A 24,163-nucleotide genomic window follows, 5' to 3' on the forward strand; every position below is an offset into this window, starting at 1 on the left:
AAACGCATTAATCCGGGTTATGTTAAAGAGATAACAGATAAGATACTGCGTGAAGCAAGTAAGATCATAGTTGGTAAAAAAGATGTCTTAATACACATACTTATCTCACTATACTCTGGAGGACATGTCCTCTTAGAAGGTGTTCCGGGAGTAGCTAAAACAACTATGGCTAAGACTATTGCGAAAAGCTTTAACATGAAGTACTCTAGAATACAGGCAACACCTGACCTACTGCCAAGCGATATAATAGGCACCTTTGTTTATGATCCAAAGTCTGGCGAGTTCAAATTAAGAAAAGGACCAATATTTGCTAACATAGTGCTATTCGACGAGATTAACAGAGCAAGCCCTAGAACACAATCAGCATTACTCGAGGCGATGCAAGAGAGGCAAGTAACTATAGAAGGCAATACACTCAAACTACCTGAACCATTCCTCGTTATTGCCACGATGAACCCGATAGAAATGGAGGGTACATTCCCTCTACCAGAAGCACAGCTAGATAGGTTTTTGATGAAGGTAATTGTAGATTATCCCGACCACGAGGAGACTAAAGAGATACTACGAAGAATACACACGATACAGTTATTCCAGGTAACCCCGGTGGCAACAGACAAAGACGTGTTAACCATAAGGAGTATGTTACCCTATGTTAGAGTAGATGATGCAATTATGGATTATATAACACAGATTGTTGAAGAAACAAGAAGACATCCAATGGTGAAACTAGGAGGCTCGCCAAGAGCAGCTATATCATTGTATCTATGTAGTAAAGCCAAGGCATTAATTGATGGAAGAGACTATGTCATACCTGACGACGTGAAATTTGTCGCCAAACCAATACTGAGGCATAGAATAATCCTGAAACCCGAAGCAGAACTAGAAGGTTATACAACAGATAAAGTGATAGATGATGTATTAAAGAAGGTTCCCGTGCCCACACCTGGTGTAGAGTAGGTGTAACTGTTTTTGTCGCACGAAACCAGTGTGCGTATGACTAGTAGAATTTTTGCTCTGATGTTTATCATAGGCTTTATTGTAGCTGTAACAATAGTCTATGAACCGTATATTCCTCGTGAACTATACTTGATTGTCGCCGTTATAATAGCGTATATAATGGTTATGAGAGTCATCGTAGAATTCTCCGCGAGAGCTATACATAAATTGAAAGTAGAAAGAATATATGAGAAACCTTTAATAGAAGGTAAAGAAGCGCAATTCATTACGCGTATCATAAACCCGACTTTTTATCCCCTACTATATGTTGAAGTTAGCGACAACTATCCTAGTACTTTCGTGAAAGTAAAGGGAACAAATATTTCTTCTGGAATAATCCCGGCGAAAGGCTATCTAGAATTATCTTATCGATTGATACCAAGGATAGGAACTCATGAATTCACTGGCGTTGAAGTTATTGCAAGAGACCTCCTTGGATTATTCTATTATAGAGCCATAATACCGGGGAGCAGAGAGCTTGTGAAGGTAAGGCCGAAACCAATGCCATTACCGCCAAGAGCACTCGGCAGATGGGTTTCAACAAGTCTTGGTCTAAGCAAAGCTCGTATGAAGGGTATAGGTCAAGAGTTCATGGGGCTGCGTGAATATGTCCCGGGTGATGATTACAGGTTTATTGATTGGAAAGCATTTGCTAGATACCATAAGCCTTTCGTTAAAGAGTTTGAGAAAGAAGCAAGCCTTAACCTGGTAATAATACTTGATGCGACATCAGCTATGTATCACGGTATTTTAGGCAAGACAATGCTTGAAGAAGCAATTAGGGTTATTGCTGGTGTTGGACAAGTTACTAGTCAGAAAGGAGACTGGATTGGATTGACTATAAGAATGCCTGACGAAATAATATTCATTCCACCAAAGAGAGGGAAAACACAGTACTATAGAATACTTGATGCAATGGCTGACATAAGGATATATCTACCCGGCTCGGAGCCCCCAATAAGGTACAGTCTTGGAGATGCGTTGAAGTACTCTATAACAAGATTGCCTAGAAGAACAAAAACACTCTTCATGTTGTTCACGAGTATAAGCTCATATGTATTATCAGATAAGGGTAAAGTCGAACTTGCCGAGCTCATAGATGCAGCGAAGAAAGCTGTTGCTATGAGACATGGAGTTGTCGTGGTATCGCCATTGCCGGAACTGTATGAGTTAGAAGAAATCAGAGGGCCTGAAGCAAGCCTATATACGATCTTAGCCTATCCTAATATAGCGAAGGCCTCTGAGGCTGCAAGAATACTTGCAAGAAACGGTATAAGGGTAATCCAGGTGGGCCCGTCTACACTACTTCCTAGACTGCTTGCATTCATAGAGGAGTTTAGGTCGGTGACTCTATAATGCCTAGAATTCTTTTCGACAAGAAAATGGGTATCTACAGGATTATTTACTTAGCAATCTATATAATTCTCATCATCTATCCTCTGTACAGAATTCTCATGTACGTTACAGCTCTTGACTTGTTGTTCCAAACAGTCCTCTTAGGCGGTCTATCGCTTGTTTTCATAGGAATAGTACTTGGAATGCCTGAATTAATCGTAATATATTACATTGTAGCAGGTCTTGTATACAAAGTGAATTATATATTTGGTGCACCCGGTCTTCATGATGTTATTCTATACAGTATATTTATTCTTCACGCCGATATATTATCGAAGATGATAACAATAGGTGTAGGTTCTCGTAAGATCAGAATTAAACTATGGGGTATACCTTTCACAGTAATAGTCCCGGTAATTATAGTTGGTTCATATATAGCTCTTGCATACTACGTCCTTAACCTGTTCATGGGTATAGTAGACAATGTTATTTACAGTAGTGAACTAGCTCATATAGTCTTTACAACATTTCTATCTACACGAATAGGAAGCTTAATGTTGTTCGTATTCATAGTATTCGCTGTATTCTTTGTCTTGACGAATTATGTAACAGACCTTATATCAGATACTATTTGGCTAAACCCATCTTATGCCAAACAAAGGATTGCCGATTGGATTAAGAGAGAATACGATGAATTACTTAGGAATAAAACTTGGCATCAAAAACTATATACAAGTGCGGTTACAACCTTCCTATTATTTGCAGTAATGTCGATTATATATCCCTTACTATATGATGTATTCGGGTTCCTTGTTGAGATGGGTTTCAGCGAGCAACTGAAGTACTTTGCATTCTTTGTCTCACTCCCAATATCGTATGTTTTCGGTAGGAGCTTTAAGAATTGGGCATATGGAATGGTTTCTCCAGAAAGATTCAAACGTAGTGTTGAGAGAGAAATAAGGTTTGTTCTACGGGTTCCGAAATCAGATCCGTTCCTTTATCTATTACTAACGTTAGCTTATGCATTCTTCCTAATGTACATAAATCCTGATATAGTATATCATGCAATCTATACTGTTTTAGGGATGACACCTCCCCAGCCAACAACTACAGGCATTTTCGGGGAAGTTATAGACTTTCTTAATAGATTAGTTGAGTACATTAATACAAATACTATTCCTTACCTCAACAATTATATAGCACGAGCTACAAGTGAGTATAAAGGGTTAATAGGTATCATAAAAACAGTAATAAAAGTGTTGTGGGGGTAGACTAGTTGCCTGGAGGAGATTATGTCTCTCCAATAGCAGGTCTTGTATTGATACTATTTAGTCTGTATATGTTCTATCTAGGACTGGGGTTAATGCAGTCCGCACAAGATGTTGCTTCAAGCCTGTTGGCTACGTTGATAGGATTTGTTACAATGAGTGGTGGAGTGACTCTTATAAGGACTTGGTCGTTGTCGAGAGTATATCCGGGGAAAGAGGGTGAGCAAGAAAAGGGAGCTTCTCGAAAAACTAAGTGAGCTAGCGAAAAACGTTTTAGGCGATAATTTTAGTCATGGTTTTCCTCACGTAGCTCGTGTGAGGAGAATATCCTGGGAGATCGTAGATAATATTGACGCCGAAGTAGATCCTTTTCTTCTCGATGCTTCGATACTCCTACATGATATAGGACGTGTCGTCGGAGAACCACATGCATACTATTCTGCCTTGTTTGCCAGGGCCTATCTGTTAGAACACGGTATTGAAAGTAGTTGTGTAGAAAAAGTAGTGAATGCTATTCTCTACCACAGTTTTTCCTACGCTAGAAGGCATGGAATCAAACCCATGACTGTGGAAGCAATGATTCTAAGTGATGCAGATAAACTCGATGCTCTCGGTATAGTTGGTTTTCTACGAGTATTCCATTATGGGTGGGAACGTAGGAGAAGCCTCGAGCAATCAATTAATCATTTCTACGAGAAAATATTCAAGTTACCTGAGCTAATGCATTTCGAGTATACTAGAAAGAAAGCTAAAGAATTAGTTGCTACAACTAAATGGGCACTAGATAGACTGCTGGATGAAATAGGTTCAGACTGGGGTTCGCAAAAACATCATCGCCTTACCCAGGCTCCGTAGCGGCGAGCCTCAACATCCCCGCTATATGTATAGTTTTAACGAAGAATAAAATGTTGTCCTATAATTAATGATAATAATTTCTATCTGCAAGCTTATTAACTAAAGCTAGCTTACGAATTACGGAAAATCGTGGAGGAGAGCACTAGGATGTCTAAGGCCCTGATCTATGGTGTTGTATATTCCGTAAAAGATCCTGCGGGTAGCGGCGTAGCACGAAAACTCATAGCGATGTTGAATCCCTCTAAGTGTGATGTATGCAAAGATGCTGTAGAGTGTTTTTGTGGTGAAAACTTTGTGATTGCAGGCTTCAATGAAGATGTTATTTATTTTGATTTCCTTGATAACGTGCTTAATGTTGATAAGTACATCGTGTTATCAAGGCATAGTAGTGCAGCAAAGATAAAGAGCTATACTGTGCACCACACGGGGAATCCAGGTCCCGAAGCATTATATGGGGGGAGACCACGAAAACTGGCTATTGCCAGTCCAGCTACAACTTATACTCTTTTAAAGACATTGTATACTGTGGCTAAGAAACATGGCAGGATAGATGAGTACGAGATTAGTTACGAAGCAACGCATCATGGTCCTACGGATCTAGAGAAACCGCTTTGCTTCATTGAAATAGGGAGTACTGAAGAGGAGTGGAGACAAGAAATAAACCATGTGGTGCTTGCTGAGACTGTAAAGTATCTTCTTGAAAACAATGAGTATGAATGTATTCCGGTGATAGGAATAGGTGGGGGACACTATCCTAGAAAACATACTAAAATAGCATTAGAGACAAAATATTGTTATGGCCATATATTTGCTAAGTATGCATTGGATTATCTAGATGAAGAAATCCTGGTTCAAGCTATGGAAAGGTCTAGTCCTAAGCCAAAAGGATTTATTGTAGAGAAAAAAGGAACAAAGAAGAAACATAGGGATCTTGTGGAGAATATTGCCAAGCAATTAGGGTTATTTGTGGAGTATGTTTAAATTAGAACTATTTACCTGTGTGCAGCGTCTTTAATAATTCTTAGGAACTTTAAGTTATAAGGAAACGGGATCAAAACATGTATAAGCATTTTAGACTTGGTATCCCGTCTAAGTTTTTCAAGGATCTCACTACCACCCGAATCGGCATAAGATTCTAGAAATGCTTTTATCTTAGCTTTGAACTCCTCTTCATGAACCATAAAAGCAGTCATTATATCGGTTATGTATACATGTATCACAGTAGCAAGAAAGACTATTATATCCCATATCCTGTGGTTTGTGGCTGACGATGCGATGGCTTGTTCTGCATCGATAATATAGACAGTATTATTTTTTGAAACAAGAAAGTTTGTGACCTTAGAGTCTCCCAGAGAATAATCCTCGTTGTGTACTTTATGTAATGTAGTACCTACCTCACTCCATGTTTTCACATCATGTCTTAAATTAAGTATGTGTCCTTCAACATATTCTCTTATGATATATAGTTTATCCCAATTAACCTCAATCACTTTTGGAACAAGGATCTTTCTGTACATATTGTCAAAGAAATCAATTTCTCTCCTCATGCGTTCACGTGGATTAAATACAAAAGGATAGATACTAACGGGTATTGACAATGATTTTATTATAAACCATTTTATTATACCCAATTCCTTTGTATACTTCTTTTTGGCATATTTTTTGTTACCAATTTTAATGATTTCTGTTTGGCTAAAGAATTTATCAATAGAACCTATAACGCTCTGCAATTTATGTCAGCACTTCCAGCAATCTTTTCATCAGTGTAATGCATGAGTCTATTCTCTACGGTAATATATGAATAACCCCTCTTTATAATAATTATGAGCATTATTTGAAAGTTTATATCAAAGAAAATAAAATAATGACGGAACCCATGATGTACTGGTTACTAAAGTTCTTCAAGTATTTCCTTTGGGATTTCTACTATCTTCTCGCCTGCAACAACTTGGTCTATACTGTGTATTACACCACCTATTTCTTCGATGAGTTTTGTTACTTCATCAAAGTTAATGTTGTTTCCTTGTATAACAACTATAATATTTTCTGTCTCCATATCAATTTCCTTTACGGTAATATTTACTGCTTCAACGCCCTCAGCTTTTGATAAACCTTCTGCGATTTCTACTATGGAGGGACCTTTTTTAGGTATTATGACATCTAATACAACTCTTTTTATCAAGGCTATGGCTCCTCACGTTATTTATCAATATATAGTTCACAGCTTATAAGCATTACACTATGATCACTAATAGAATAATGCTTATAAATCCAATACCTATTTTGAGATAATGGAGAAACTACGTGGGGTGGACAGCACATGTCAGAGGTCCAGCAGAAAATAGAACCACCTAAAGCACTCGTCAAAAAGCCTCGATTAATAAAATACGGTGGAAGAGACCCTGGTTTACGTGTTGGAAGAGGATTTAGTAAAGGAGAGATAGAAGCAGTAGGTTTAACTGTTAGAGAAGCACGAAAACTAGGGCTATATGTTGATGTCAGAAGAAAGTCTATACATGAGTGGAACATTAAGTTGCTAAGAGAGTTTTTAGAGAAAATAGGATATCGAAAAGAGACTCAGGCTGCAAAATAACCGTCTTTAATGCTTCTATCAATAATAGTTCATGTCTATCATAATATCCTTCACGAATCTCCATCCCCTTATTATGTAATACACTTAGTATATATGGGACAAGCCATGTACCTGAAATTCTTACAGCAAATTGATATACTAGATATTGTATTGTAAGCATGAATGACAGCTTGTTAAATTTGGCTTTATAGGCTCTGGCTTCAGTATCTAGTTCTTCAGCAAGAGCTTTTGCTAAGAAAGCTATACCGTACAATCCTCCACCAGTAAAAGGTTTTATAGCAGGAATACTGTCTCCTAGAAAATATATCTTATGACCTATGCAACATTTTTGTGGAGGAAGCAATGGTATTAGGCCGCCGAAAATATTGTTGCTCTTTTTGATGTTTATTTTAAGTGTTTTGCTTATGTATTTGACTATTTTATCTAACTCTATATGATGTTCTCCTAGGCGGAATCCTGCGCCGAGCAATGCGTTTTCTCCATCGCCTAGCGGGACTAGCCAGTAGAAGAAATAGCGATTATGGTGTGTAAAGAACGTGTAAAAAGTATGTTTGTCGATATCGCGTGATTTGACAATAGTTTGTATACCAATGATATAACGTTCTTTATTGAAACCTGTTCCTAGAAGACTTCTAGTCAATATCCTGGAGGCTCCTTCAGCAATAACTAGTTTATCATATTGCATGCTTCTTTTTGTAGACACGATGTCTTTGGGATTTACTTTCTTAACTCTCTCCCCAAGGTAGACAACATGACCTCGTTTTAGTACTTTGTCCATAAGTTTTTCCTCAAGAAGAGGTCTCTTAAGCCTAAATGCGATGGGAGTTCTTGTTCTTAAGTGTAATACACTATAAGGCGTGTAGAAATATACTTCGTTATAGTAATTTTCCACTATTTTGTAGCCCAAGAGTTCAACAAAGAAATCCTTAGTGAACCTACTAACAAGACTTGTACAATGAAGAGGTAAACCGACTTTCTTATGTTCTTCAAATACTATAACATCATTGTTTTTTATTAGGGACGCGAGAGTTAAACCAGCTGGGCCTCCACCAACCACAATTATTTTCAAAAGACTACTCCCTGAAATTGCGGTTACTGTATCTCACAATATATCTTTTAGCCTCAAGTTTGTCGGCAATATATAGAAATGCTTTATAAGGATCACCTTTGCTTCCACAAGTATAAACATCTACTGTTGCAAACTCATACTCGGGCCAAGTATGGATAGATATATGGCTTTCCAATACTATGCCAATAACACTAACACCTGGGTTAATCTTCCACGCCTTTACATCGAGCAAATGGAATCCGCCTATTTTTGCTGCCTCAACCACAATATTCTTCAGTTTCTCTTCATCGCTCAGTATATTTGGATTGCAGCCGTAGAGCTCGCCGTAGTAGTGGTGTCCTACTACTAGTGTTTTCTCATTCTCTTTTTCCTTAAGTACGAGTACTTCAGTCATTCCCCCCACCCCCTACACATTAACGCCCCCCTCGTAGTTTATAAATCTCCCCCCTAATCACTTCATGGAGGCTATATAAACTCTGCCAAGATCGTCTAAATGAACATGGGGGGAGATACCCCCCGCTCTAGGGGGGTGGGGGGAGAACCTTTAAGAAGATTCTTAGTTAGATAAATCGGTTGTATGGTGGATGTAATATGGTATCTAACTGTAAATCTGTGATAAAAGATATAGAGGAGTCGATAGATTTAGTGGATCTACTTATGAAGTATGTTATGATGCTAGCGAATAATTCTTCTGCATCAGCAGGCGTGAAATTTCAAGCATACAGAGTACTTACCGATCTTAGGGAGAAGATCGTTTCGGCGAGAATGGGTCTTGTGAATATATGTTATGATAATTAAATAATACTAGTATCCTAGACGCGTTATTCTTTAGAGGGTTTGTCCTAAATGAACAGTATGGAGAATTTACTCTAATTATGATATTCTTGTTTGTAGTAAGTTTGTCTATAACACATCCATCGTTTAGGGTAATTATTTTTGCGGTAATAACATTTACATGAGTGTATGTTAGGTAGACATTATTAGCGGTAATACAACTACAGTAGAGTCTTCCATTATTTTTCTTATGCACTCTTAGCACTCTTGTTTTTAGGTCTATTATTGTTGATGGAGCCGAGATATCTAGTACAGCAATGTCTGTCAAGACTTCTTTTGCCTTAATTCCTCCTATAACAAGTAATCTATCAGACCTAATGCTCCCAGTAACTTCTAGAAACCCATGAACTATAACATATTTCGCTACAATGGAATTAACTCTAGTGTACCCGTTGCATCTAAATATGCTAGTCTTTATTCTCGGTAAACGCCTCATCACTGTTTCCTCATTTTACTCTTAAACTAAAGATAATTATACTCCGGGATATAGACTATACTACCCAGTGGGATCATGAGTGATAAAGAAGCTTGTGTATGTATAGACCATGCATACATAAAATCAATGTCCAACATAGTGACAAAATATATTGAAAAGATAAAGCATGAACAATTAAATGTTTTCGATGAACGATACTATCCTCCATCCTCTAGCGACCTAGAAACAACTCTGAGATACTTCCTAGTAGTCGTAGCCTTGGATCACCGTCTGAGTAGACCAGGCAAACCATATGAGGCCTGCTTAGAAGATGGATGTTATCATGGAGCAGACTTACTATATAGAATTGCGCGTAAGATACTGGATGAGAATCCACGTTTCTATGATCCACATGTACTCTCTAACCTTAGAGTCGATGAATTCACCAAGTACTTTAACGTAAAAGAAGCTACTGTGCCAGATCCTGAAGTTAGAACATTGTTGTTACGGGATATTGGAGTAAAATTATTAAAATTATATGATGGAAATGCGGAGAACATCATTAAGATCAGTGGTAATAGATTAAAAGGTAGCCTCGGAAAACCGGGTTTGATCGATTTGTTACGGGTTTTTAGGGCATACGAGGATCCTGTTGAGAAAAAACTGTTCTTGTTAGCAAAATTCCTTGAAGCAAGAGGTATAATTAAGGTCAATGATATTGAGGAAAAGGAAGTACCCGTAGATAATCATTTGACTAGAATAGCGCTGAGAACAGGTATAGTTTCTGTGTATGGTGTGTTATGGGATAAAATAAGGGAGAATAAGCCAGTATCTTGGGAAGAAGACATATTGTTGAGACTAAGTGTTAGGAAAGCATACAAGATAGTATCTTTAGAGGCAGGTATAGACCCCTTCCTGCTAGATGATTTTCTATGGGTTTTTGGTAGAAAGGCTTGCTACAGGGATGAGGAGCCAAGGTGTAACGAATGTATATTTAAGGAGTTCTGTAAAGCTTATAGAAACGCGGAGTATATGGTTAGTGAGCACTATTACTATGATACATGGTACTATTAGAATTGGGTGAGAAGTTGTCTTCTCTCAACAAGAAACCTACGTTGAACGATATAGAGAATTTGCCTAAACTAGAGAAGATTATAATGGAGTATTTCCTTAAACACATTAGTGTCGGCGAAATAATTGCCGTTATAGAGCTCAGGGAAATAATAAAGCATACTAAAGACCCGGAGCTTGATATAGAAGAAGATGATGTAGTTATTGAGATGAATATATCAAGGGCTCTAGCTAGGCTTGTTGAGAAAGGTTTTCTTGAGCATGCAGAAGGTTGTTATAATCTTGCACAGCATTTAAGGGAGGAGTTGAAAGAGTCAAAGAAATATCCTACATGGAGGAAAACATTGTTTTAAAACGGAATAGCGTACTTTATCGCTACATACCCCTGTACTTCCCTGTCGTACATCGTGTGGAAACCAGCTCTACTCAATCTTTCACCAATTCCTTTTACTATTTTACGAGCACCTCTTTTACCAGGTTCTCCTGTGTAATGGAATAATATTCCTCCAGGTTTTAGCACTCGATGTAGTTCGAGATAAAACTTTAATCCGTACAAGTTTCCTGTTCTTCGCGAAAATCTTGGTGGGTCATGTATTATTTTATCAAAGTATTCTGTGGGGAAATACCGTACAACTTCGGTGACATCGCCATGAATAATCTCTATTCTTTTGTCGGAAAGCATTTTACTCCATGGATTCCGCTGGGCTATAGCTATAACATTCTCATCTACTTCAACTGTGTATACTTTAGATGCTCCCCGTAAAAGAGCATGGATAGCTGTATATCCAAGGCCCATACATGTATCAAGAACTATATCGCCTTTGCCTATTTTTGCGGCCAGTACTTTCCTTCTGCTATCCTCCCATGGTGTTATACCTGTTATTCTATGCATATGAATTCCATCGATTTCTAGTGTAGGGGCATCTGTTTCGGATACGGGTCTCAGTTTGTACATATGTTCTGTTCTTATGCTTATTTCAACGATTTCGTTGTCTCCAACTACTTCATATACGCGGTTTTCAGAAATCTCCTTGAGCAAATCAAGTTTAACACGATATTTTCCCCTGAAAACCACAGTATTGTTTTCTATAACTACTTTCTCTTTTGACAACCCTAGATCAAGAGTTACCTCAACTTCATTTAATCCTTTTTGTATAGCATCAATAATTTTCTCAACAGTCCATTTAGTAAGCCTTGGTAAATCAATGTATTTAAACTCTATCTTCCAGCTCTCCACTATAAACACCAGATAACTAAATATTAACAGGTATACATCTATTTTTTCAAAAAAGAGTTTTGTGCTGCGGGGTATAAGGCAATGAAATACATTATAGGAGTAGATGTAGGTGCCACCAATACTAGAATAGCTCTAGCTAACCAAAAAGGTGATATTCTAGATAAGGTGAGGTTTAGAACACCAAGTAAAGGCGATAGATTAACTATTGCTGATACTATACGTAAAACCATTATGGAAAAATACGGGAAATACATTGATAAAGTGGTTGGCATAGGTATTGGAACGATTGGTCCTATAGACTTAAAGAAAGGAATGGTTGTTAATGCTCCAAATAATCCCATCAGAACATTTGATTTAAGAGAACCATTAATGGAATGGCTGGGAAAACCTGTTTATGTCGCCAATGATTGTGTAGCCGCTGTATGGGGCGAATACTTGTTTGGCGCCGGAAAAGGGTATCAGAACATAGTATATATCACGCTTAGCACTGGTATAGGTGGAGGAGTTATCGTCAACGGAGTTTTATTGTTAGGCAAACAAGGTAATGCCCATGAAATAGGGCACATGGTTATAGATTATAACTCGAAATTCAAGTGTGGATGCGGAGGATACGGGCATTGGGAAGCATATGCCAGTGGAGCGAATATACCAAGATTCGCCAAGTACCTTCTCGAGACAGAAAACATACCAGAAGAATTCAGAGAAACAGATCTATATAAACTCATAATGAACAATGAAGCAACTACGGAGAAAATTTTTGAGTACGCCAAGAAAGGTGATAAACTTGCTTTATTCATTATAGACAAGGTGTCGCAAGCTAACATTGTAGGTGTAGCAAATACAATAAATGTATATGACCCAGAAGTTGTTACTATCGGTGGCAGTGTAGCATTATACAATGAAGAACTAATAATAAAGCCTATTATAGAAAACGTGATAAAACACTTAGTTACGACACCACCAAAGATCATGAAGACACCGCTAGGCGACGACGTTGTTTTAAAAGGAGCTATCGCATTAATTGTAAATACTCCGAGTACTCTTAAAGAATTCCAGGAGTAGAAGAAATAGCGGATGAAGATACCTACAGAACTGAAAAGTAATTCGTGATGAAGGAGGTTTCGCCTGACATAATAGATTAAATCCGTTATTAATAGGTAATGTTTTTATTATCCAATCTTTAGCTTAATTGGATTATCCTTGAACATAGTTTTTGATAATTTTCTCCACACAAGTCTTAGGTTAATGTCATGTTCTCCCTTCGGGAGCTTTATTGGTATCTCTACTTCTGTTTCTTCGCCAGGCTCGAGGAGAGGTAGTTTTTGTTGGTGAATAGCTTGTCCTCTATAAATTATTGTTAGAAGTGCACGTCCGGGTTTAGCTTGTCCCTTGTTCTTTATTCTTACGCGTAGTTTTTCGCCAGGAGAGATTTTCTCTGGGGTTTTGAACTCTATTATCTCAAGTAATGGTTCAACGTATTTTGTCTGCATAAGTATTATTGATGATAATAACAGCTCTTTTGGATAATATTGTGTTTCACTCTCCAAATGTTTTACAAGTATAGTGTTTAAACCATTATTACACTTGACATTAAATGATACTTCTTCTCCGCCAACGACACCTCCCAACATGTAGTCTTCATTGTTGTTAAATTTCAATAATATGCGGGCTTGTGTACTAGGCAATATCAATACGGTTCTCAACACTGCCGGTACATCCAGTTCGCCTGGGTGATCTATTTTTAGAAGGGTTTCTTCGCCGGGTTCTAAAGCTAATGCACCACTAAGCATGCTTATGCGTGTTTCAGCATCATCACTCTCGTATCCGATTAATGCTCCTATGTGTTCAACATATATCTTATCACTTCCCTCATACTTTATGGTGACGTTTATTCTATTTTTTCTAAGACTCTCTGGTGTCTTCAAGATAGGCGTTATATCGTAGACTAGTTTCGCGAAAACACTATTCTTGAGTCTAGCGAGAACCTGTGGTTTAAACTCTCTGGCCACGGGTATACCATTCACCTTAAGACGCCACATAAACTTTTCATGAGGGGCACGAATAGCTACTTCAAGTATTCCTTTTGAGACTTCTGCATCTATTACAGGAGTTAAGTCAAGAGGAATAGTCGTTCTTATAGTTGAAAGCCCTCCCAAAGATGCATTTGGTGTAGCCGACACGTATATCATGTCTCCCTTAAATGATTCTTTAACATACTGTTTCATATCTCCTTCAACCATATTTCTACACCTACCAAGTAGATTAAGACATGTATGAGATAAATAAATTGCTATATAGACTAGTTAATTGTTTGTAATAAGCAGTTTTTACATAAGATATTTTCTTGCAAGTCTTGCTATGTTCCTGAGAGCCTTATACTTGTACTTGCTGTCAAGCTTGCTTTTCCAAATGAAATGCTCAAGCGTAGTAATAACCTCCTCGGCATGCCGCCTATTTATCGGATAGGGTACACCGTCTTTTCCTCCTATAGCATAAGCATATACAGCAGGCTCTATTGGGTGAGTCACAGGATCCTTTGTACTTGGCGGTGTATTGAAGATCAAGTCGCTTATAAGCACTAGTGCTCGTATAGTATCTGCACCAACACCTCTTATCAACAACAATTCTTTGAGTTCTTGTACACAAGTCCTCTTTATCAACTCCAACTTCTTACGTAAACTATTCGGGTGAATCAATGGTTTGTATATGCTGATTCTTTTCAATGAATCTTTATCTATGGGCTGTTCTTTACCAAGTAGATCAAATAAAGTCTTTTGCTTCTTGGCAGCATTATATATTGTAGTATAGTCATTAACTATGTAAGATACATTATCATTGACTAGGTCGAGAATAGTCTTTCTAGTATCACGTGATTCTCTTGCTACAAGATTTATGACGTTTTCCTCAACTCTATTACATGCTATACCCTTGTGAGGCTCCTCAAAAAACCTTGTATTGTCTACCCAATGGTATCGGCGAGCCATCTTTTTCAAGACATTCATTCCTTGCTGGATAACTATCCATTTCCCAGTGCTCGATACTATAAGTGTGTGGTGATAAAGTGTGTACTTGTCTTGCAGCATTGCAGAATCTATCTTTGCTACAAGCCTAGATGCTTCTTCTAGCTTACTCGCATAGTCAGGGCTTAATCCAAGTATCTTTGTTGCCTCAACCAGTTCTGTAGGAACACGTCTGGCTTTCTCACCCTTGCCACCCAATACGAGAAACCCTAGTTCCTTATTCTTCCAAGTAATCTCTTTGAGTACACCTGTTGTTACTGTTGTAGAGCCACTGCTATCCCAGTCCATTCCAATAACGTTGTTAAATGCTTGGAACCAAAGTGGGTTAGAAAGTTTTTCCAAGACGGTATCGGGACCGTATTCATCTACTATAATCTCTATTATTGCCTTAGCTAGCCTCTTCATTATATTAGCTATCCATGGAGGTACTCTACCATCATGTAATGGTAGATCAGCAATACCCTCTAGCACTCTCTCTCCCACAATAAATACTCGTGTATTTAAGAGGATATATTATATTAAGACGAGTGTATTTGTGAAATAATTGATGATGAATTACTCCCGGCTAGACCAAGGACTAGGGATGATGTAAACTTACCCAGCTGAGTAATCATGTAAACTCTTAATAAGTATTTTGTCTTTTTGATATTTACTGGATGATGATTTTTCGGGGAGAATGAGCTACTATGCTGTGAAGAAGCGGTTACCCAACTGACGCTAGATTATTAAGTTTCTTTAGGCATTTCGGTTTTTAAGAGAAGTAGTTTTACTCAAAGGTGTAGCTATTGGCTAAAGACAAGTGGTGGATTATTGAAGGGGCTCCTAAGCCTGTTTATGTGTATAGTAGTAAAGATAGCAGAAGAAGACATATGGTTTTTGTTCTGATTAGTGTAATAGTTCTTGCATCGATTTACTTAATAGATATATTCTCAAGCGAGTTAGCGATACTTATGTTATCTCTATTAATATTCGGCCAGATCATAGATGGGATTGTTAGTTTCTATAAGAGGACTCCTGGTGAGACAGAGAAAGCTGTTGTCAGGAATCTTGTCAAGCTTTTAGGTAAAAGAGTTGTCGTATGGAGTATACCTACAAGATACATTGTTGCTGCTATAAGGATTCGTGGAGGAGTTTTCATCTACGTATTTGTGGACAAGGGAAGAGCAATGATCCTTGTTATAAAGCCAGTCATGTTTATGGGCATAGCTGTAAAGAAGCATGTCACAATAAAGGTTAAGAAAACGAAGATCAAGCATGAGAAGGCAGAAGAAAGGATAGAAGCCATAGCTCCATACCCAGAGAACCCTAGAATGTGGTACAAGATTGTAGGGAAAGGCGTGCTTGTTGATGCAAGTAGAGCTGATTTAAACGATATAGTCTCTATCGCAAATAACCTATAACACCCAGTTGTAGAACACTTAGTATAACGAGTACACGTTGGTGTTCAGGTCAACCAGTAGAACTATCAAGGTGGCATGAACATGAAGGTCTATAGGATACTAGTCATAGGAGATACACACATACCCGACAGAGCGTCAGCAGTAGATCCGAGAATAAGATCTGATATAGAGTCCGACAAACCTTACGATGTAGTCGTGTTTACGGGAGACTTTACTAGCGAGAACGTTGTTGCTTGGGTTGAAGGTCTTGGTAAAGATGTCTATTACGTACAAGGAAACATGGACTATCTAGACTTACCTAAGACCCAGAAATTCGTCCTAGCAGGCATAAAGATAGGTGTACATCATGGTGACGGGGTTTACCCTAGAGGGAATATAAGGCAGCTAAGCAGGATAGCCAAAGAACTGGATGTTAACCTGCTTTTCAGTGGTCATACACATAGTCCATTCATCAAACTTGATGAGGAGAATATGATCTTACATGTTAATCCAGGGAGCCTGACGGGAGTATGGGGTGGTGGAGGAGGATTAATGGTGCCTACATACATTAAGGCTTATCTCTATGACTCCGAACTAGAGTTGAGACTATTCATCTTAAGGGGGTTGGAGATAGAGCTTATGAAAAAACATGTCTATAAATGGGATGGGTCTAGGTGGATTCTTGTTTCTTCTTAACTATTAATACTGGCCCATCCTTCTTTACAACAACTATTTTCTCGCCGACATCGATTTTTTCATCACTGCGTGCACGCCAGTATTCTCCCTGAACTAAAACAAACCCTTCTCTCCCTGGTTCAATGGGTTCTACACACTTACCTTCAAGGCCGACCATACCTATCTTCAATACGGGCGGTTTTCTCTTAGCTTGAATTATCTTATACAATACAAAACCCATGAAGGCTCCTAGTACTATTCCTGTTGTTATGCCTGTCCAGAAGAGCATTCTTTGGTACTCTGGCGAGACGAACCATGATGGATTAAGGTAGGGCATTAACGCTATCCCCAAGGCTATAAGTATTATGCCGCTGAAGCCGAGTATACCGAATCTGGGTGTAACAAGCTCTATAGCTAAAGCTATGGCACCTATCAGCATAAGTGTTAAGCTAATATAGTTGGCGTTATATCCAGCACCTAGAAGACTCAATATTATTAATCCTATGGCAAGAGGTAAGATAACGTAGTGCCCACTTATGACACCTATTATTAGAAGCAGAATACCAAGAGTACCTATAAGCCCATTAATTATAGGGTCTGAGAACACACGAATTACTTGTGTTCTGAGACTGCCACTATAGTATTCCACGTGAGCGTTTTCAGTATTCAATACAACGGTTTCACCGTTATCTAAAGTTACAGTATATCCATTTAACTTTTGGATTAGCTCATCAAGAGATCTTGCAACGAATTCTATAACATTATATTTTAGTGCATCATTCGCATCTAGATTAAGATTCTCTAAAACAAAGGCTCGTGCTGCAGAAACATTTCTACCACGATCTTTCGCCAACGTAGTAGCCATCTCTAGTACAGGGTTTATTATCTTGCTTTCATTAACAGTAGTGTATTCTCCTGTAGCAGGATTATAGTACACTGGTTGAAGCGATCCAATTATAGTGCCGGGAGCCATAGCAGCTACATGGCATGCCAGTAATATTAGTGTACCAGCACTCCAAGCTCCTTTTCCTGGCGGGTACACGTATCCTACAACAGGGACTTTACTAGTTCTTATTAATGATATAATGTTGAATGTTGCATCAAGAAGCCCCCCAGGGGTATCAAGTACTATAATCAATATACCGTCTACTTCTTCGGCTCTAGCAATAGCTTCTTGGACAAGCTCCTGGACACCATAGTCTATTCCGCCACTTATGTTAACAACTATGATGTGATTACTTGTTTTCCTAGCATTGTATTGGAGTTGAGTTGTTGACAACGTTGTGCTTGAAAGCAATAAGAGTACAAATAGCAATGTGATAAAAAATATGAACTTCTTTTTCATCAAGGTCACCGCCTGCGAGACTAACTGGACTCACCCTTGCTTTGCTGTTTAGATAAAGCTGTTACCAATCCTATATCTGTTCCTAAGTGCCCTAATGTGACTGGTGCAATAACGATCATGTTTCTCTCTCTAGCGACCTCGACTAGGGTCTGGAGCTCACGTAGTTTCAACGCCATTGGGTGCCTCTCATAGAAGGCGGCTGCTTCAGCCATTCTTGAAGCGGCTTGTTTCTCACCTTCAGCTTCAATGATCCTGCTTCTTCTCCATCTCTCTGCCTCAGCCTGCTTAGCCATTGCTCGAAGTATGCTCTCAGGAAGACGTACTTGTTTAAGTGTTACAGCGGTTACCTTGATACCCCATGGGTCGGTTATTTCATCTAGGATCTTCTGTATTTTCTTGTTGATTTCTTCTCTACGTGAAAGTATGTCGTCTAGCTCAACGGAGCCAACGATATCTCTTAGAGTAGTCTGGGCCATCATCAATACAGCGTAGTGGTAGTTCTCTACGGTAGTCACTGCTTTTATGGGATCTATAACCCTGTAATAAACAACAGCGTCAACACTGACTGTGACGTTGTCCTTGGTTATAACTTGTTGCTCGGGGACATCGACTGCTGTTACACGTAAGTCTATTTTAATGAAATTGTCTGCGAAAGGTATGATGAAGAATAAGCCGGGGCCTTTTGCCCCCAATAACCTGCCAAGTCTAAATATTACTGCTCTCTCATACTCTCTCACAATTTTAATGCTCATCGAGAGGAATATCAGTACGATTATCAGTACGATTATGATTGCTGGTAGAGTCTCGGTTATCTGCAGGAGAACTAGAAGTGTTGTTAAGAATAGGTTTATTATACTCATATTCTACACCAGTTATCCCACATTTTAGTTCGTTAAAATATATCATTGTAACTATAGGATATTATATTTAATCTTAATCACCTTGAAACAACAGCTCTAAATGCTTGCCGAGATGTTATAACAATATTTTATCCTTAAGGAAAAATAGTAAGTGGTTAGAAGACATAGGGTTGGTACAATGACTAATACTAGGAGGAGCCGTGGGTTCAGTAGAGAACGAGAACTAGTTAGAACTCTATGGAAGCATGGATTCGCTGTAATGAGAGCACCGGCAAGTGGTGCGAAATCTAGGAGGGTAAAGTACCCTGATATTGTCGCTATGAAGAATGGGCATATTTTCGTCATAGAGGTTAAGACTAAGGACAAGCCTGGGCATATTTATATTGAGAAACACCAGATTGACAAGGTTAGAGAGTTTAGTGAAAGAGCTGGAGGAAAAGGATTCATAGCAGTTAAGATAATGGATGGGCGTGGATGGAGGTTTATTCCATTAGAAAAACTTGTAGAGACCCCCGGGGGAAACTATAAAGTTCCCTTAGAAGAGCTGGACAATGCCCTCGATCTTAAAGGATTTATTAAGTTGGCTGATTCCTCTAGAAAAATCACTGAATGGATATAAGTAATGTTATATAAACCTTAGTTTTATGGCTACACCATACTTCTCTTCCAGCTTCTTAATCCTCTTTACTTTCTTGTTAAATGACTTTATCATGTTTCTTGGTATCAATACTACTACTGTTGAATCCTCAATGCTAACCTCTGCTCCTGGGAGAATCTTCTGGATGAGTGTAGCTACTTTATCTACATTGGCTCCAGTAGGCTTGAACCTCTTGACGGGCACTACTACGGTTTGTTCACCAAACGTATAGATCTCGTACTCGAGCTCACCTGTAAGGAAGTCTCTTACTTCTATTACTGGTCTAGCTAGGTCTGCTTCACGCAGACCTGTTGGTAGCTTTACTGTCATCTTGACTTCATAGACTTTGTCTACTTGACCGTTTCTTATGAAAATAACTGTGTCGATAAGACTTGGTATCATGCCTAGTTCTACTCTTCCTATAAATCTTTGTATAGCGTCTATAGGTGTTGTAGCGTGTACAACACCTATCATGCCTATGCCAGCTAGTCTCAAATCGGCATAGAGTTTGAAGTCCTCGTCACTCCTCATTTCATCAAATACTGTGTAATCGGGTCTGCTTAGCAGGAGTATGTCATGGAGCTCTCCTAGGTCTGCATAGTTTTTACTATACTGTGTTACTTTGGGTGGTAGCTGCATGTCTCTAGGGGACTCAATGGTCTTAACGATCTTTCCTTTCTCCATATAGTATTCTGCTAGTGCTTGGGCAAACGTGGTTTTGCCCATACCTGGTGCTCCAGCAATAAGTATTCCCTCGGCTTTTTCTTCAAGTCTCTTTAATAGTTTGGGTGGTAAGTTGTAATCTTCTAATCTAAGCTTCTTTAATGGTCTGACAGCAGTGATTTCCCATCCATCGCTGAGCGGTGGGCGTGTTATGACTATTCTGTATCTACCAAGCTGAATTATAGTTGATCCTGAACGATCTATTTCTATGAAGCCATCAGGTCTTCTACGTGCTTCTTCTATAATCTCTCTTGCAATAGCTTCAATCTCTTCTCTGGATAGAGGCCTTTTATCCAGGACAACATACTCCCAATCGCCGGGTCTACCCTTCTTAGCTATGGGTGGCACGTCCTCCTTTAAGTGAATACTCATTGTCGTCTCATCGAAGAACTCTTCGAGCTTTAGTCTAGTGATTTTCTCGGGTGGTATGAATATTACTTTTAAACCCATAGCCTCGGCTACAAGAGCTTGTACACGGTCTCCAGTTATAAGTGTGCCACCAACCTCGTAAGCATAGTCTCTTATGAGAGCATCTATTGCTCCCAAGCCAGCCATTCTTATATCATAGGGGCGAGGCTTTTCTCCAGCAATTTCCACTGATATGAGTCCCTTCTCCGCGTAGCTCCGGATTCTCTTAATCTCATTTAAACCAGCATAACCAGTGGCTCTACCCTGATTAGCTTGATGCTCTAGTTCTGCCAGAACGGCTTTATGTATGATTATTCTACCACGGATCTTTCCTTCTTCAATAAGCCTACTAACAGCTCCCTCTATCAACGCGCTAGTGTCCGGGACATAGATTTCTTCTCCAGCAACACCTATACTCACAGCCAACACAATACACCCAGTCGTGCTCCCAAGAATATAGGTTCACTCCCTAATATAACTAGATGTAGAACCTACATTATTAAAGAAACATGCTGTCAATGAATAATAGAAATAACAGTTGTTATCGGTTAACAACACTCCTGGTAAACCAATAGAACATTATGAAAGGTAGAAGTAGTAAGACTATGATTATAGCAAGTAGTATCAATGGACTGATGCCGCCTTGCACTATAATAAATGGTGGTACGATAATAATCGTGGTACCATTTGCTGGGATATTAATTGACCCTAGTGCGTAGATAGTTAAACCTATGAATACAATCATTATACCAATTATTATGAGCATTACTCCGAGGAACTCCTTGACAAATATATTTTCTTTTTCAAAAGCCGGCTCCAATAAGCATTCCCTACAGTATTCTATTGAGTTCATTAAGAAAGATTAGTAGATATTGAGTAAAAAATCTTGTTTATTAAAAACATTGTTTGTTTTAGTAAAAATTTCGAAGGAGACTTTACTTTACGAGCTCTCTTAGCTTTTCTAGCATTACCTTTCTCTCAATGCTGGCGACTAGTCTCCTTGTCTGTATTACTACGTCAGGGTTAACGCTGATGCTGTCGATACCAGCTCTTACTAGGAATTCTGTGAACTCTGGATATACGCTAGGTGCTTGTCCACAGATACTTACTGTTGCGCCCTTGGAGTGTGCTTTCTCGATTAGCATCTTTATGGCTGCTAGTACTGCTGGGTCACGTTCGTCGAAGTAGCCTAGTTCTGCTAGTAGACCGCTGTCACGGTCTGCGCCTAGGACTAGCTGTGTTAGGTCGTTGCTACCAATGCTGAATCCGTCTACATACTCAGCGAACTTGTCTGCTAGGAATACTATGCTTGGTACCTCGGCCATAGCCCATACTTTGAAGTCTTTGCTCCTCTTTAGACCCTCTTCCTCAAGGATCTTGATGGCCTTCTCTAGCTCCCAGATTGTCCTGACGAATGGGAACATTACCCATACGTTGGTTAGACCCATCTCTTCTCTTACTTTCCTGATGGCTCTAACTTCTAGTCTGAATGCTGGCTCGTACTTCGGGTGGATGTACCTGCTTACACCACGCCATCCAATCATTGGGTTCCTCTCGTCGGGCTCGTACTTCTCGCCGCCTTTTAGTCCCTTGTACTCGTTGGTCTTGAAGTCACTGAACCTTACTACTACTGGTCTTGGATAGATTGCTTGTGCTACCTTGGCGATACCCTCTGCTAGCTTGTCTACGAAGAAGTCTCCCTTACCCTGCTCGATCAAGTATAGTGGGTGGTATTGCACCCAGTCAGTGATAATGAACTCGATTCTCATTAGGCCAATACCGTCGAATGGTAGGTGCTTGTACTTCTCAATAGCGTCTGGCTCACCTAGGTTCATGTAGATCTTGGTAGCTGTTACGGGGTATAGTGGGAGTAGCTGTTCTGGACTAATACCAACAGCTACTTCAGCTTTGGCTGCCTCCTCCTTAGGCTTGACTAGTTCTTCTACAATACCATCGTAGACTACACCTCTGCTGCCGTCAACGGTTACCTCCATACCAGTCTTGATGACTTGTGTAGCATTTCCGGTACCAACGATACATGGTATACCTAGCTCACGGCTTACGATGGCTGCGTGGCTTGTCATACCACCTTCGTCTGTCACGATGGCTGCAGCCTTCTTCATTAGTGGTACCCAGTCAGGGTCGGTCATCTTTGTTACTAGTACTTCACCTTCCTTGAACTCCTGGGCCTCCTTGCTGTGTGGGTCGAAGAGTACTTTTGCTACACCAGCACCTACTCCTGGGCTTGCTGGTAGTCCCTTGACTAGTACCTTTGCTTCACTCATCTTGACGACTTTCTTGAAGCCTTTGAGTTCGGCCTTCTTCTCTTCCTCCTTAGCCTTCTTTGTGCTCCAGACAGTTTCTGCACGGGCTTGCACTATGAATACGTTCTGTGGATACGGTAGGTCCATGTCGATAGCCCACTCTATGTCCATTGCTCTGCCGTAGTGTTTCTCTATCTTAACACCTAGTTCGGCTAGCTTCTTTACTTCCTCATCGTTTAGTGATGGTGCATCAGGCTGGAACTGTGGGAACCTTGGGTCTGGTAGCTGTATGGTCTCGTTTTCGCCCTTCTCTGGGTTGAATACTATGGCTATGTTCTTCTTGTTGATTCTTCTATCTTTGATCTCAAGTGTTTCCTTGTCTACAACCCACTCGTCGGGTGTAACCTTGCCTCCTACAACAGCTTCACCAAGACCCCATGCGCCCTCGATGACTACTACGTTGGTCTCGCCTGTGACTGGGTGTAGTGTGAACATTACGCCAGCGCTTCTGCTGTTGACCATCTTCTGTACTGTTACGCTCATTAGTGCTTTCTCGTGTGGTATGCCTTGTTGTACACGGTAGAATACTGCTCTGGCTGTGAATAGGCTAGCCCAACAATCCTTGACTCTCTTTACAACAGCGTCTTCTCCAAAAACGTTCAAGTAGGTCTCCTGCTGTCCAGCAAAGCTTGCCTCTGGTAGGTCCTCGGCTGTAGCACTGCTTCTAACAGCTACACGTGGGTTCTCAATGCCAAGTCTCTTGGACAGCTCACGGTAAGCGTTCCTTATAGCTGCTTCGATTTCTGGAGGCATGGGGGTTTCTTTGATTAGTTTCCTGATCTTCTCTGTTGTCTCCTGTAGGAGAGCTGTATTGTTTACATCAAGGTCTCTAAGCATGCTGTAGATTTTCTCTGCGAGCCCTGTTTTTTCTAGGAAGTACTTGTAGGCATAAGCTGTTACAGCAAAACCTGGTGGCACGGGTATTCCTGCTCTAAGCATTTCACCAAGGTTTGCGTTTTTACCTCCAACAAGAACGACGTCGTCCTTAGTTACTTCTTCAAGCCATAGAATAAACCGTTTTTCTTTAGGGATTTCACTCATACCGGGTCAACCCCTCTTCTTGGTAGAACCTAACGTTAAATACTCTTTATAAGTAATTCGCTGCCATACCACTAGGTT

Annotated in this window: 26 protein-coding genes; 13 read left to right on the top strand and 13 right to left on the bottom strand. The window is 39.7% G+C overall.

All coding sequences use genetic code 11. The annotated features are described in order from the left end of the window. The first annotated feature begins 6 nt into the window (after nt 1-6). The 6 genes from J4526_05315 to J4526_05340 all read left to right on the top strand — a co-directional run bounded on the left by J4526_05315 (nt 7) and on the right by J4526_05340 (nt 5,435). Nucleotides 7-957 (top strand): MoxR family ATPase, encoded by a 951-nt coding sequence (locus tag J4526_05315; protein ID WFO76343.1) that lies wholly within the window; start codon nt 7-9, stop codon nt 955-957. 12 nt (nt 958-969) lie between these two features. After that, complete coding sequence (locus J4526_05320) at nt 970-2,352, top strand: DUF58 domain-containing protein (protein WFO76248.1); 1,383 nt, start codon at nt 970-972, stop codon at nt 2,350-2,352. Continuing rightward, nucleotides 2,352-3,602 (top strand): hypothetical protein, encoded by a 1,251-nt coding sequence (locus J4526_05325; protein WFO76249.1) that lies wholly within the window; start codon nt 2,352-2,354, stop codon nt 3,600-3,602. The genes J4526_05320 and J4526_05325 overlap by 1 nt, the downstream gene beginning before the upstream one ends. A gap of 5 nt (nt 3,603-3,607) precedes the next feature. Further along, nucleotides 3,608-3,856, top strand: coding sequence for a hypothetical protein (locus tag J4526_05330; protein WFO74510.1), 249 nt, complete (start codon nt 3,608-3,610; stop codon nt 3,854-3,856). Further along, nucleotides 3,819-4,454, top strand: a complete 636-nt coding sequence (locus J4526_05335) for an HD domain-containing protein (GenBank protein ID WFO74511.1) — start codon at nt 3,819-3,821, stop codon at nt 4,452-4,454. The genes J4526_05330 and J4526_05335 overlap by 38 nt, the downstream gene beginning before the upstream one ends. Before the next feature lie 147 nt (nt 4,455-4,601). Further along, nucleotides 4,602-5,435, top strand: a complete 834-nt coding sequence (locus J4526_05340) for a D-aminoacyl-tRNA deacylase (GenBank protein WFO74512.1) — start codon at nt 4,602-4,604, stop codon at nt 5,433-5,435. 11 nt (nt 5,436-5,446) lie between these two features. Here the strand turns inward: J4526_05340 and J4526_05345 are convergent, their stop codons facing one another. Both J4526_05345 and J4526_05350 read right to left on the bottom strand, forming a co-directional pair. Continuing rightward, complete coding sequence (locus tag J4526_05345; GenBank protein ID WFO74513.1) at nt 5,447-6,184, bottom strand: hypothetical protein; 738 nt, start codon at nt 6,182-6,184, stop codon at nt 5,447-5,449. 161 nt (nt 6,185-6,345) lie between these two features. Continuing rightward, complete coding sequence (locus J4526_05350; protein ID WFO74514.1) at nt 6,346-6,636, bottom strand: DUF211 domain-containing protein; 291 nt, start codon at nt 6,634-6,636, stop codon at nt 6,346-6,348. 138 nt (nt 6,637-6,774) lie between these two features. Between J4526_05350 and J4526_05355 the strand changes: the two genes are divergently transcribed. Further along, nucleotides 6,775-7,047 carry a 50S ribosomal protein L13e gene (locus J4526_05355; GenBank protein ID WFO74515.1) on the top strand — a complete coding sequence of 91 codons (273 nt, stop codon included), beginning with the start codon at nt 6,775-6,777 and terminating at the stop codon, nt 7,045-7,047. Here the strand turns inward: J4526_05355 and J4526_05360 are convergent. The 3 genes from J4526_05360 to J4526_05370 all read right to left on the bottom strand — a co-directional run bounded on the left by J4526_05360 (nt 6,983) and on the right by J4526_05370 (nt 9,386). Further along, the gene (locus J4526_05360; protein ID WFO74516.1) at nt 6,983-8,116 is read right to left on the bottom strand and encodes an NAD(P)/FAD-dependent oxidoreductase; all 1,134 of its coding nucleotides are present in this window, start codon (nt 8,114-8,116) and stop codon (nt 6,983-6,985) included. The two genes, J4526_05355 and J4526_05360, sit on opposite strands and share 65 nt — an antisense overlap. 4 nt (nt 8,117-8,120) lie before the next feature. Further along, nucleotides 8,121-8,510 (bottom strand): adenosylmethionine decarboxylase, encoded by a 390-nt coding sequence (speD, locus tag J4526_05365; protein ID WFO74517.1) that lies wholly within the window; start codon nt 8,508-8,510, stop codon nt 8,121-8,123. 345 nt (nt 8,511-8,855) lie between these two features. Then, nucleotides 8,856-9,386: a hypothetical protein gene (locus tag J4526_05370; GenBank protein WFO74518.1), complete on the bottom strand. Its 531-nt coding sequence runs from the start codon at nt 9,384-9,386 to the stop codon at nt 8,856-8,858. A 75-nt stretch (nt 9,387-9,461) separates the two neighbouring features. Here J4526_05370 and J4526_05375 point away from each other — a divergent pair, with 75 nt between their 5' ends. Together J4526_05375 and J4526_05380 are read left to right on the top strand one after the other, a co-directional pair. After that, the gene (locus J4526_05375; GenBank protein WFO74519.1) at nt 9,462-10,439 is read left to right on the top strand and encodes an iron-sulfur cluster loop; all 978 of its coding nucleotides are present in this window, start codon (nt 9,462-9,464) and stop codon (nt 10,437-10,439) included. Beyond that, entirely contained in the window at nt 10,427-10,789 is a 363-nt protein-coding gene (locus J4526_05380; protein WFO74520.1) for a hypothetical protein, read from the top strand. The genes J4526_05375 and J4526_05380 overlap by 13 nt, the downstream gene beginning before the upstream one ends. On the opposite strand, the gene J4526_05385 is transcribed toward J4526_05380, so the two are convergent. After that, complete coding sequence (locus tag J4526_05385; protein ID WFO76344.1) at nt 10,786-11,658, bottom strand: RsmD family RNA methyltransferase; 873 nt, start codon at nt 11,656-11,658, stop codon at nt 10,786-10,788. The genes J4526_05380 and J4526_05385 overlap by 4 nt on opposite strands. 96 nt (nt 11,659-11,754) lie before the next feature. Between J4526_05385 and J4526_05390 the strand changes: the two genes are divergently transcribed. After that, nucleotides 11,755-12,735 carry an ROK family protein gene (locus J4526_05390; GenBank protein ID WFO74521.1) on the top strand — a complete coding sequence of 327 codons (981 nt, stop codon included), beginning with the start codon at nt 11,755-11,757 and terminating at the stop codon, nt 12,733-12,735. 107 nt (nt 12,736-12,842) lie between these two features. On the opposite strand, the gene J4526_05395 is transcribed toward J4526_05390, so the two are convergent. Both J4526_05395 and J4526_05400 read right to left on the bottom strand, forming a co-directional pair. Next, entirely contained in the window at nt 12,843-13,913 is a 1,071-nt protein-coding gene (locus J4526_05395) for a hypothetical protein (GenBank protein ID WFO74522.1), read from the bottom strand. A gap of 87 nt (nt 13,914-14,000) precedes the next feature. Further along, nucleotides 14,001-15,164 carry a DUF763 domain-containing protein gene (locus J4526_05400; protein ID WFO76345.1) on the bottom strand — a complete coding sequence of 388 codons (1,164 nt, stop codon included), beginning with the start codon at nt 15,162-15,164 and terminating at the stop codon, nt 14,001-14,003. A gap of 314 nt (nt 15,165-15,478) precedes the next feature. On the opposite strand from J4526_05400, the gene J4526_05405 reads away from it, so the two are divergent. Next, the gene (locus tag J4526_05405; GenBank protein ID WFO74523.1) at nt 15,479-16,093 is read left to right on the top strand and encodes a hypothetical protein; all 615 of its coding nucleotides are present in this window, start codon (nt 15,479-15,481) and stop codon (nt 16,091-16,093) included. Nucleotides 16,094-16,174: 81 nt separating this feature from the next. Continuing rightward, a complete protein-coding gene (locus tag J4526_05410; protein WFO74524.1) occupies nt 16,175-16,768 on the top strand; it encodes a YfcE family phosphodiesterase in 594 nt (197 codons plus the stop codon). Here the strand turns inward: J4526_05410 and J4526_05415 are convergent. Further along, nucleotides 16,743-18,092 carry a nodulation protein NfeD gene (locus tag J4526_05415; protein ID WFO74525.1) on the bottom strand — a complete coding sequence of 450 codons (1,350 nt, stop codon included), beginning with the start codon at nt 18,090-18,092 and terminating at the stop codon, nt 16,743-16,745. The genes J4526_05410 and J4526_05415 overlap by 26 nt on opposite strands. Nucleotides 18,093-18,112: 20 nt before the next feature. Next, on the bottom strand, nt 18,113-18,952 hold the full coding sequence (locus J4526_05420; GenBank protein WFO74526.1) for a slipin family protein: 840 nt from the start codon (nt 18,950-18,952) through the stop codon (nt 18,113-18,115). 178 nt (nt 18,953-19,130) lie between these two features. Here J4526_05420 and J4526_05425 point away from each other — a divergent pair, with 178 nt between their 5' ends. Beyond that, nucleotides 19,131-19,571, top strand: a complete 441-nt coding sequence (locus J4526_05425; protein WFO74527.1) for a Holliday junction resolvase — start codon at nt 19,131-19,133, stop codon at nt 19,569-19,571. 6 nt (nt 19,572-19,577) lie between these two features. Here the strand turns inward: J4526_05425 and tadA are convergent, their stop codons facing one another. The 3 genes from tadA to ppsA form a co-directional block, all read right to left on the bottom strand. Further along, nucleotides 19,578-21,140: a Flp pilus assembly complex ATPase component TadA gene (gene tadA, locus J4526_05430; protein WFO76346.1), complete on the bottom strand. Its 1,563-nt coding sequence runs from the start codon at nt 21,138-21,140 to the stop codon at nt 19,578-19,580. Nucleotides 21,141-21,261: 121 nt separating this feature from the next. Continuing rightward, a complete protein-coding gene (locus J4526_05435; GenBank protein WFO74528.1) occupies nt 21,262-21,540 on the bottom strand; it encodes a hypothetical protein in 279 nt (92 codons plus the stop codon). Nucleotides 21,541-21,655: 115 nt separating this feature from the next. Further along, nucleotides 21,656-24,085: a phosphoenolpyruvate synthase gene (gene ppsA / locus J4526_05440; protein ID WFO74529.1), complete on the bottom strand. Its 2,430-nt coding sequence runs from the start codon at nt 24,083-24,085 to the stop codon at nt 21,656-21,658. Nucleotides 24,086-24,163: the final 78 nt, after the last annotated feature.

This window comes from Desulfurococcaceae archaeon MEX13E-LK6-19 (assembly GCA_029637525.1).
Taxonomy (GTDB): domain Archaea; phylum Thermoproteota; class Thermoprotei_A; order Sulfolobales; family Desulfurococcaceae; genus MEX13ELK6-19.

Bases quoted from the DNA above. Each gene is read 5' to 3' on its own strand.
- J4526_05325 (WFO76249.1), top strand. From the start codon at position 2,352: ATGCCTAGAATTCTTTTCGACAAGAAAATGGGTATCTACAGGATTATT.
- J4526_05340 (WFO74512.1), top strand. From the start codon at position 4,602: ATGTCTAAGGCCCTGATCTATGGTGTTGTATATTCCGTAAAAGATCCT.
- J4526_05355 (WFO74515.1), top strand. From the start codon at position 6,775: ATGTCAGAGGTCCAGCAGAAAATAGAACCACCTAAAGCACTCGTCAAA.
- speD (WFO74517.1), bottom strand. From the start codon at position 8,510: ATGACTGAAGTACTCGTACTTAAGGAAAAAGAGAATGAGAAAACACTA.
- J4526_05370 (WFO74518.1), bottom strand. From the start codon at position 9,386: ATGAGGCGTTTACCGAGAATAAAGACTAGCATATTTAGATGCAACGGG.
- J4526_05375 (WFO74519.1), top strand. From the start codon at position 9,462: ATGAGTGATAAAGAAGCTTGTGTATGTATAGACCATGCATACATAAAA.
- J4526_05380 (WFO74520.1), top strand. From the start codon at position 10,427: ATGGTACTATTAGAATTGGGTGAGAAGTTGTCTTCTCTCAACAAGAAA.
- J4526_05390 (WFO74521.1), top strand. From the start codon at position 11,755: ATGAAATACATTATAGGAGTAGATGTAGGTGCCACCAATACTAGAATA.
- J4526_05395 (WFO74522.1), bottom strand. From the start codon at position 13,913: ATGGTTGAAGGAGATATGAAACAGTATGTTAAAGAATCATTTAAGGGA.
- J4526_05410 (WFO74524.1), top strand. From the start codon at position 16,175: ATGAAGGTCTATAGGATACTAGTCATAGGAGATACACACATACCCGAC.
- J4526_05415 (WFO74525.1), bottom strand. From the start codon at position 18,092: ATGAAAAAGAAGTTCATATTTTTTATCACATTGCTATTTGTACTCTTA.
- J4526_05420 (WFO74526.1), bottom strand. From the start codon at position 18,952: ATGAGTATAATAAACCTATTCTTAACAACACTTCTAGTTCTCCTGCAG.
- J4526_05425 (WFO74527.1), top strand. From the start codon at position 19,131: ATGACTAATACTAGGAGGAGCCGTGGGTTCAGTAGAGAACGAGAACTA.
- ppsA (WFO74529.1), bottom strand. From the start codon at position 24,085: ATGAGTGAAATCCCTAAAGAAAAACGGTTTATTCTATGGCTTGAAGAA.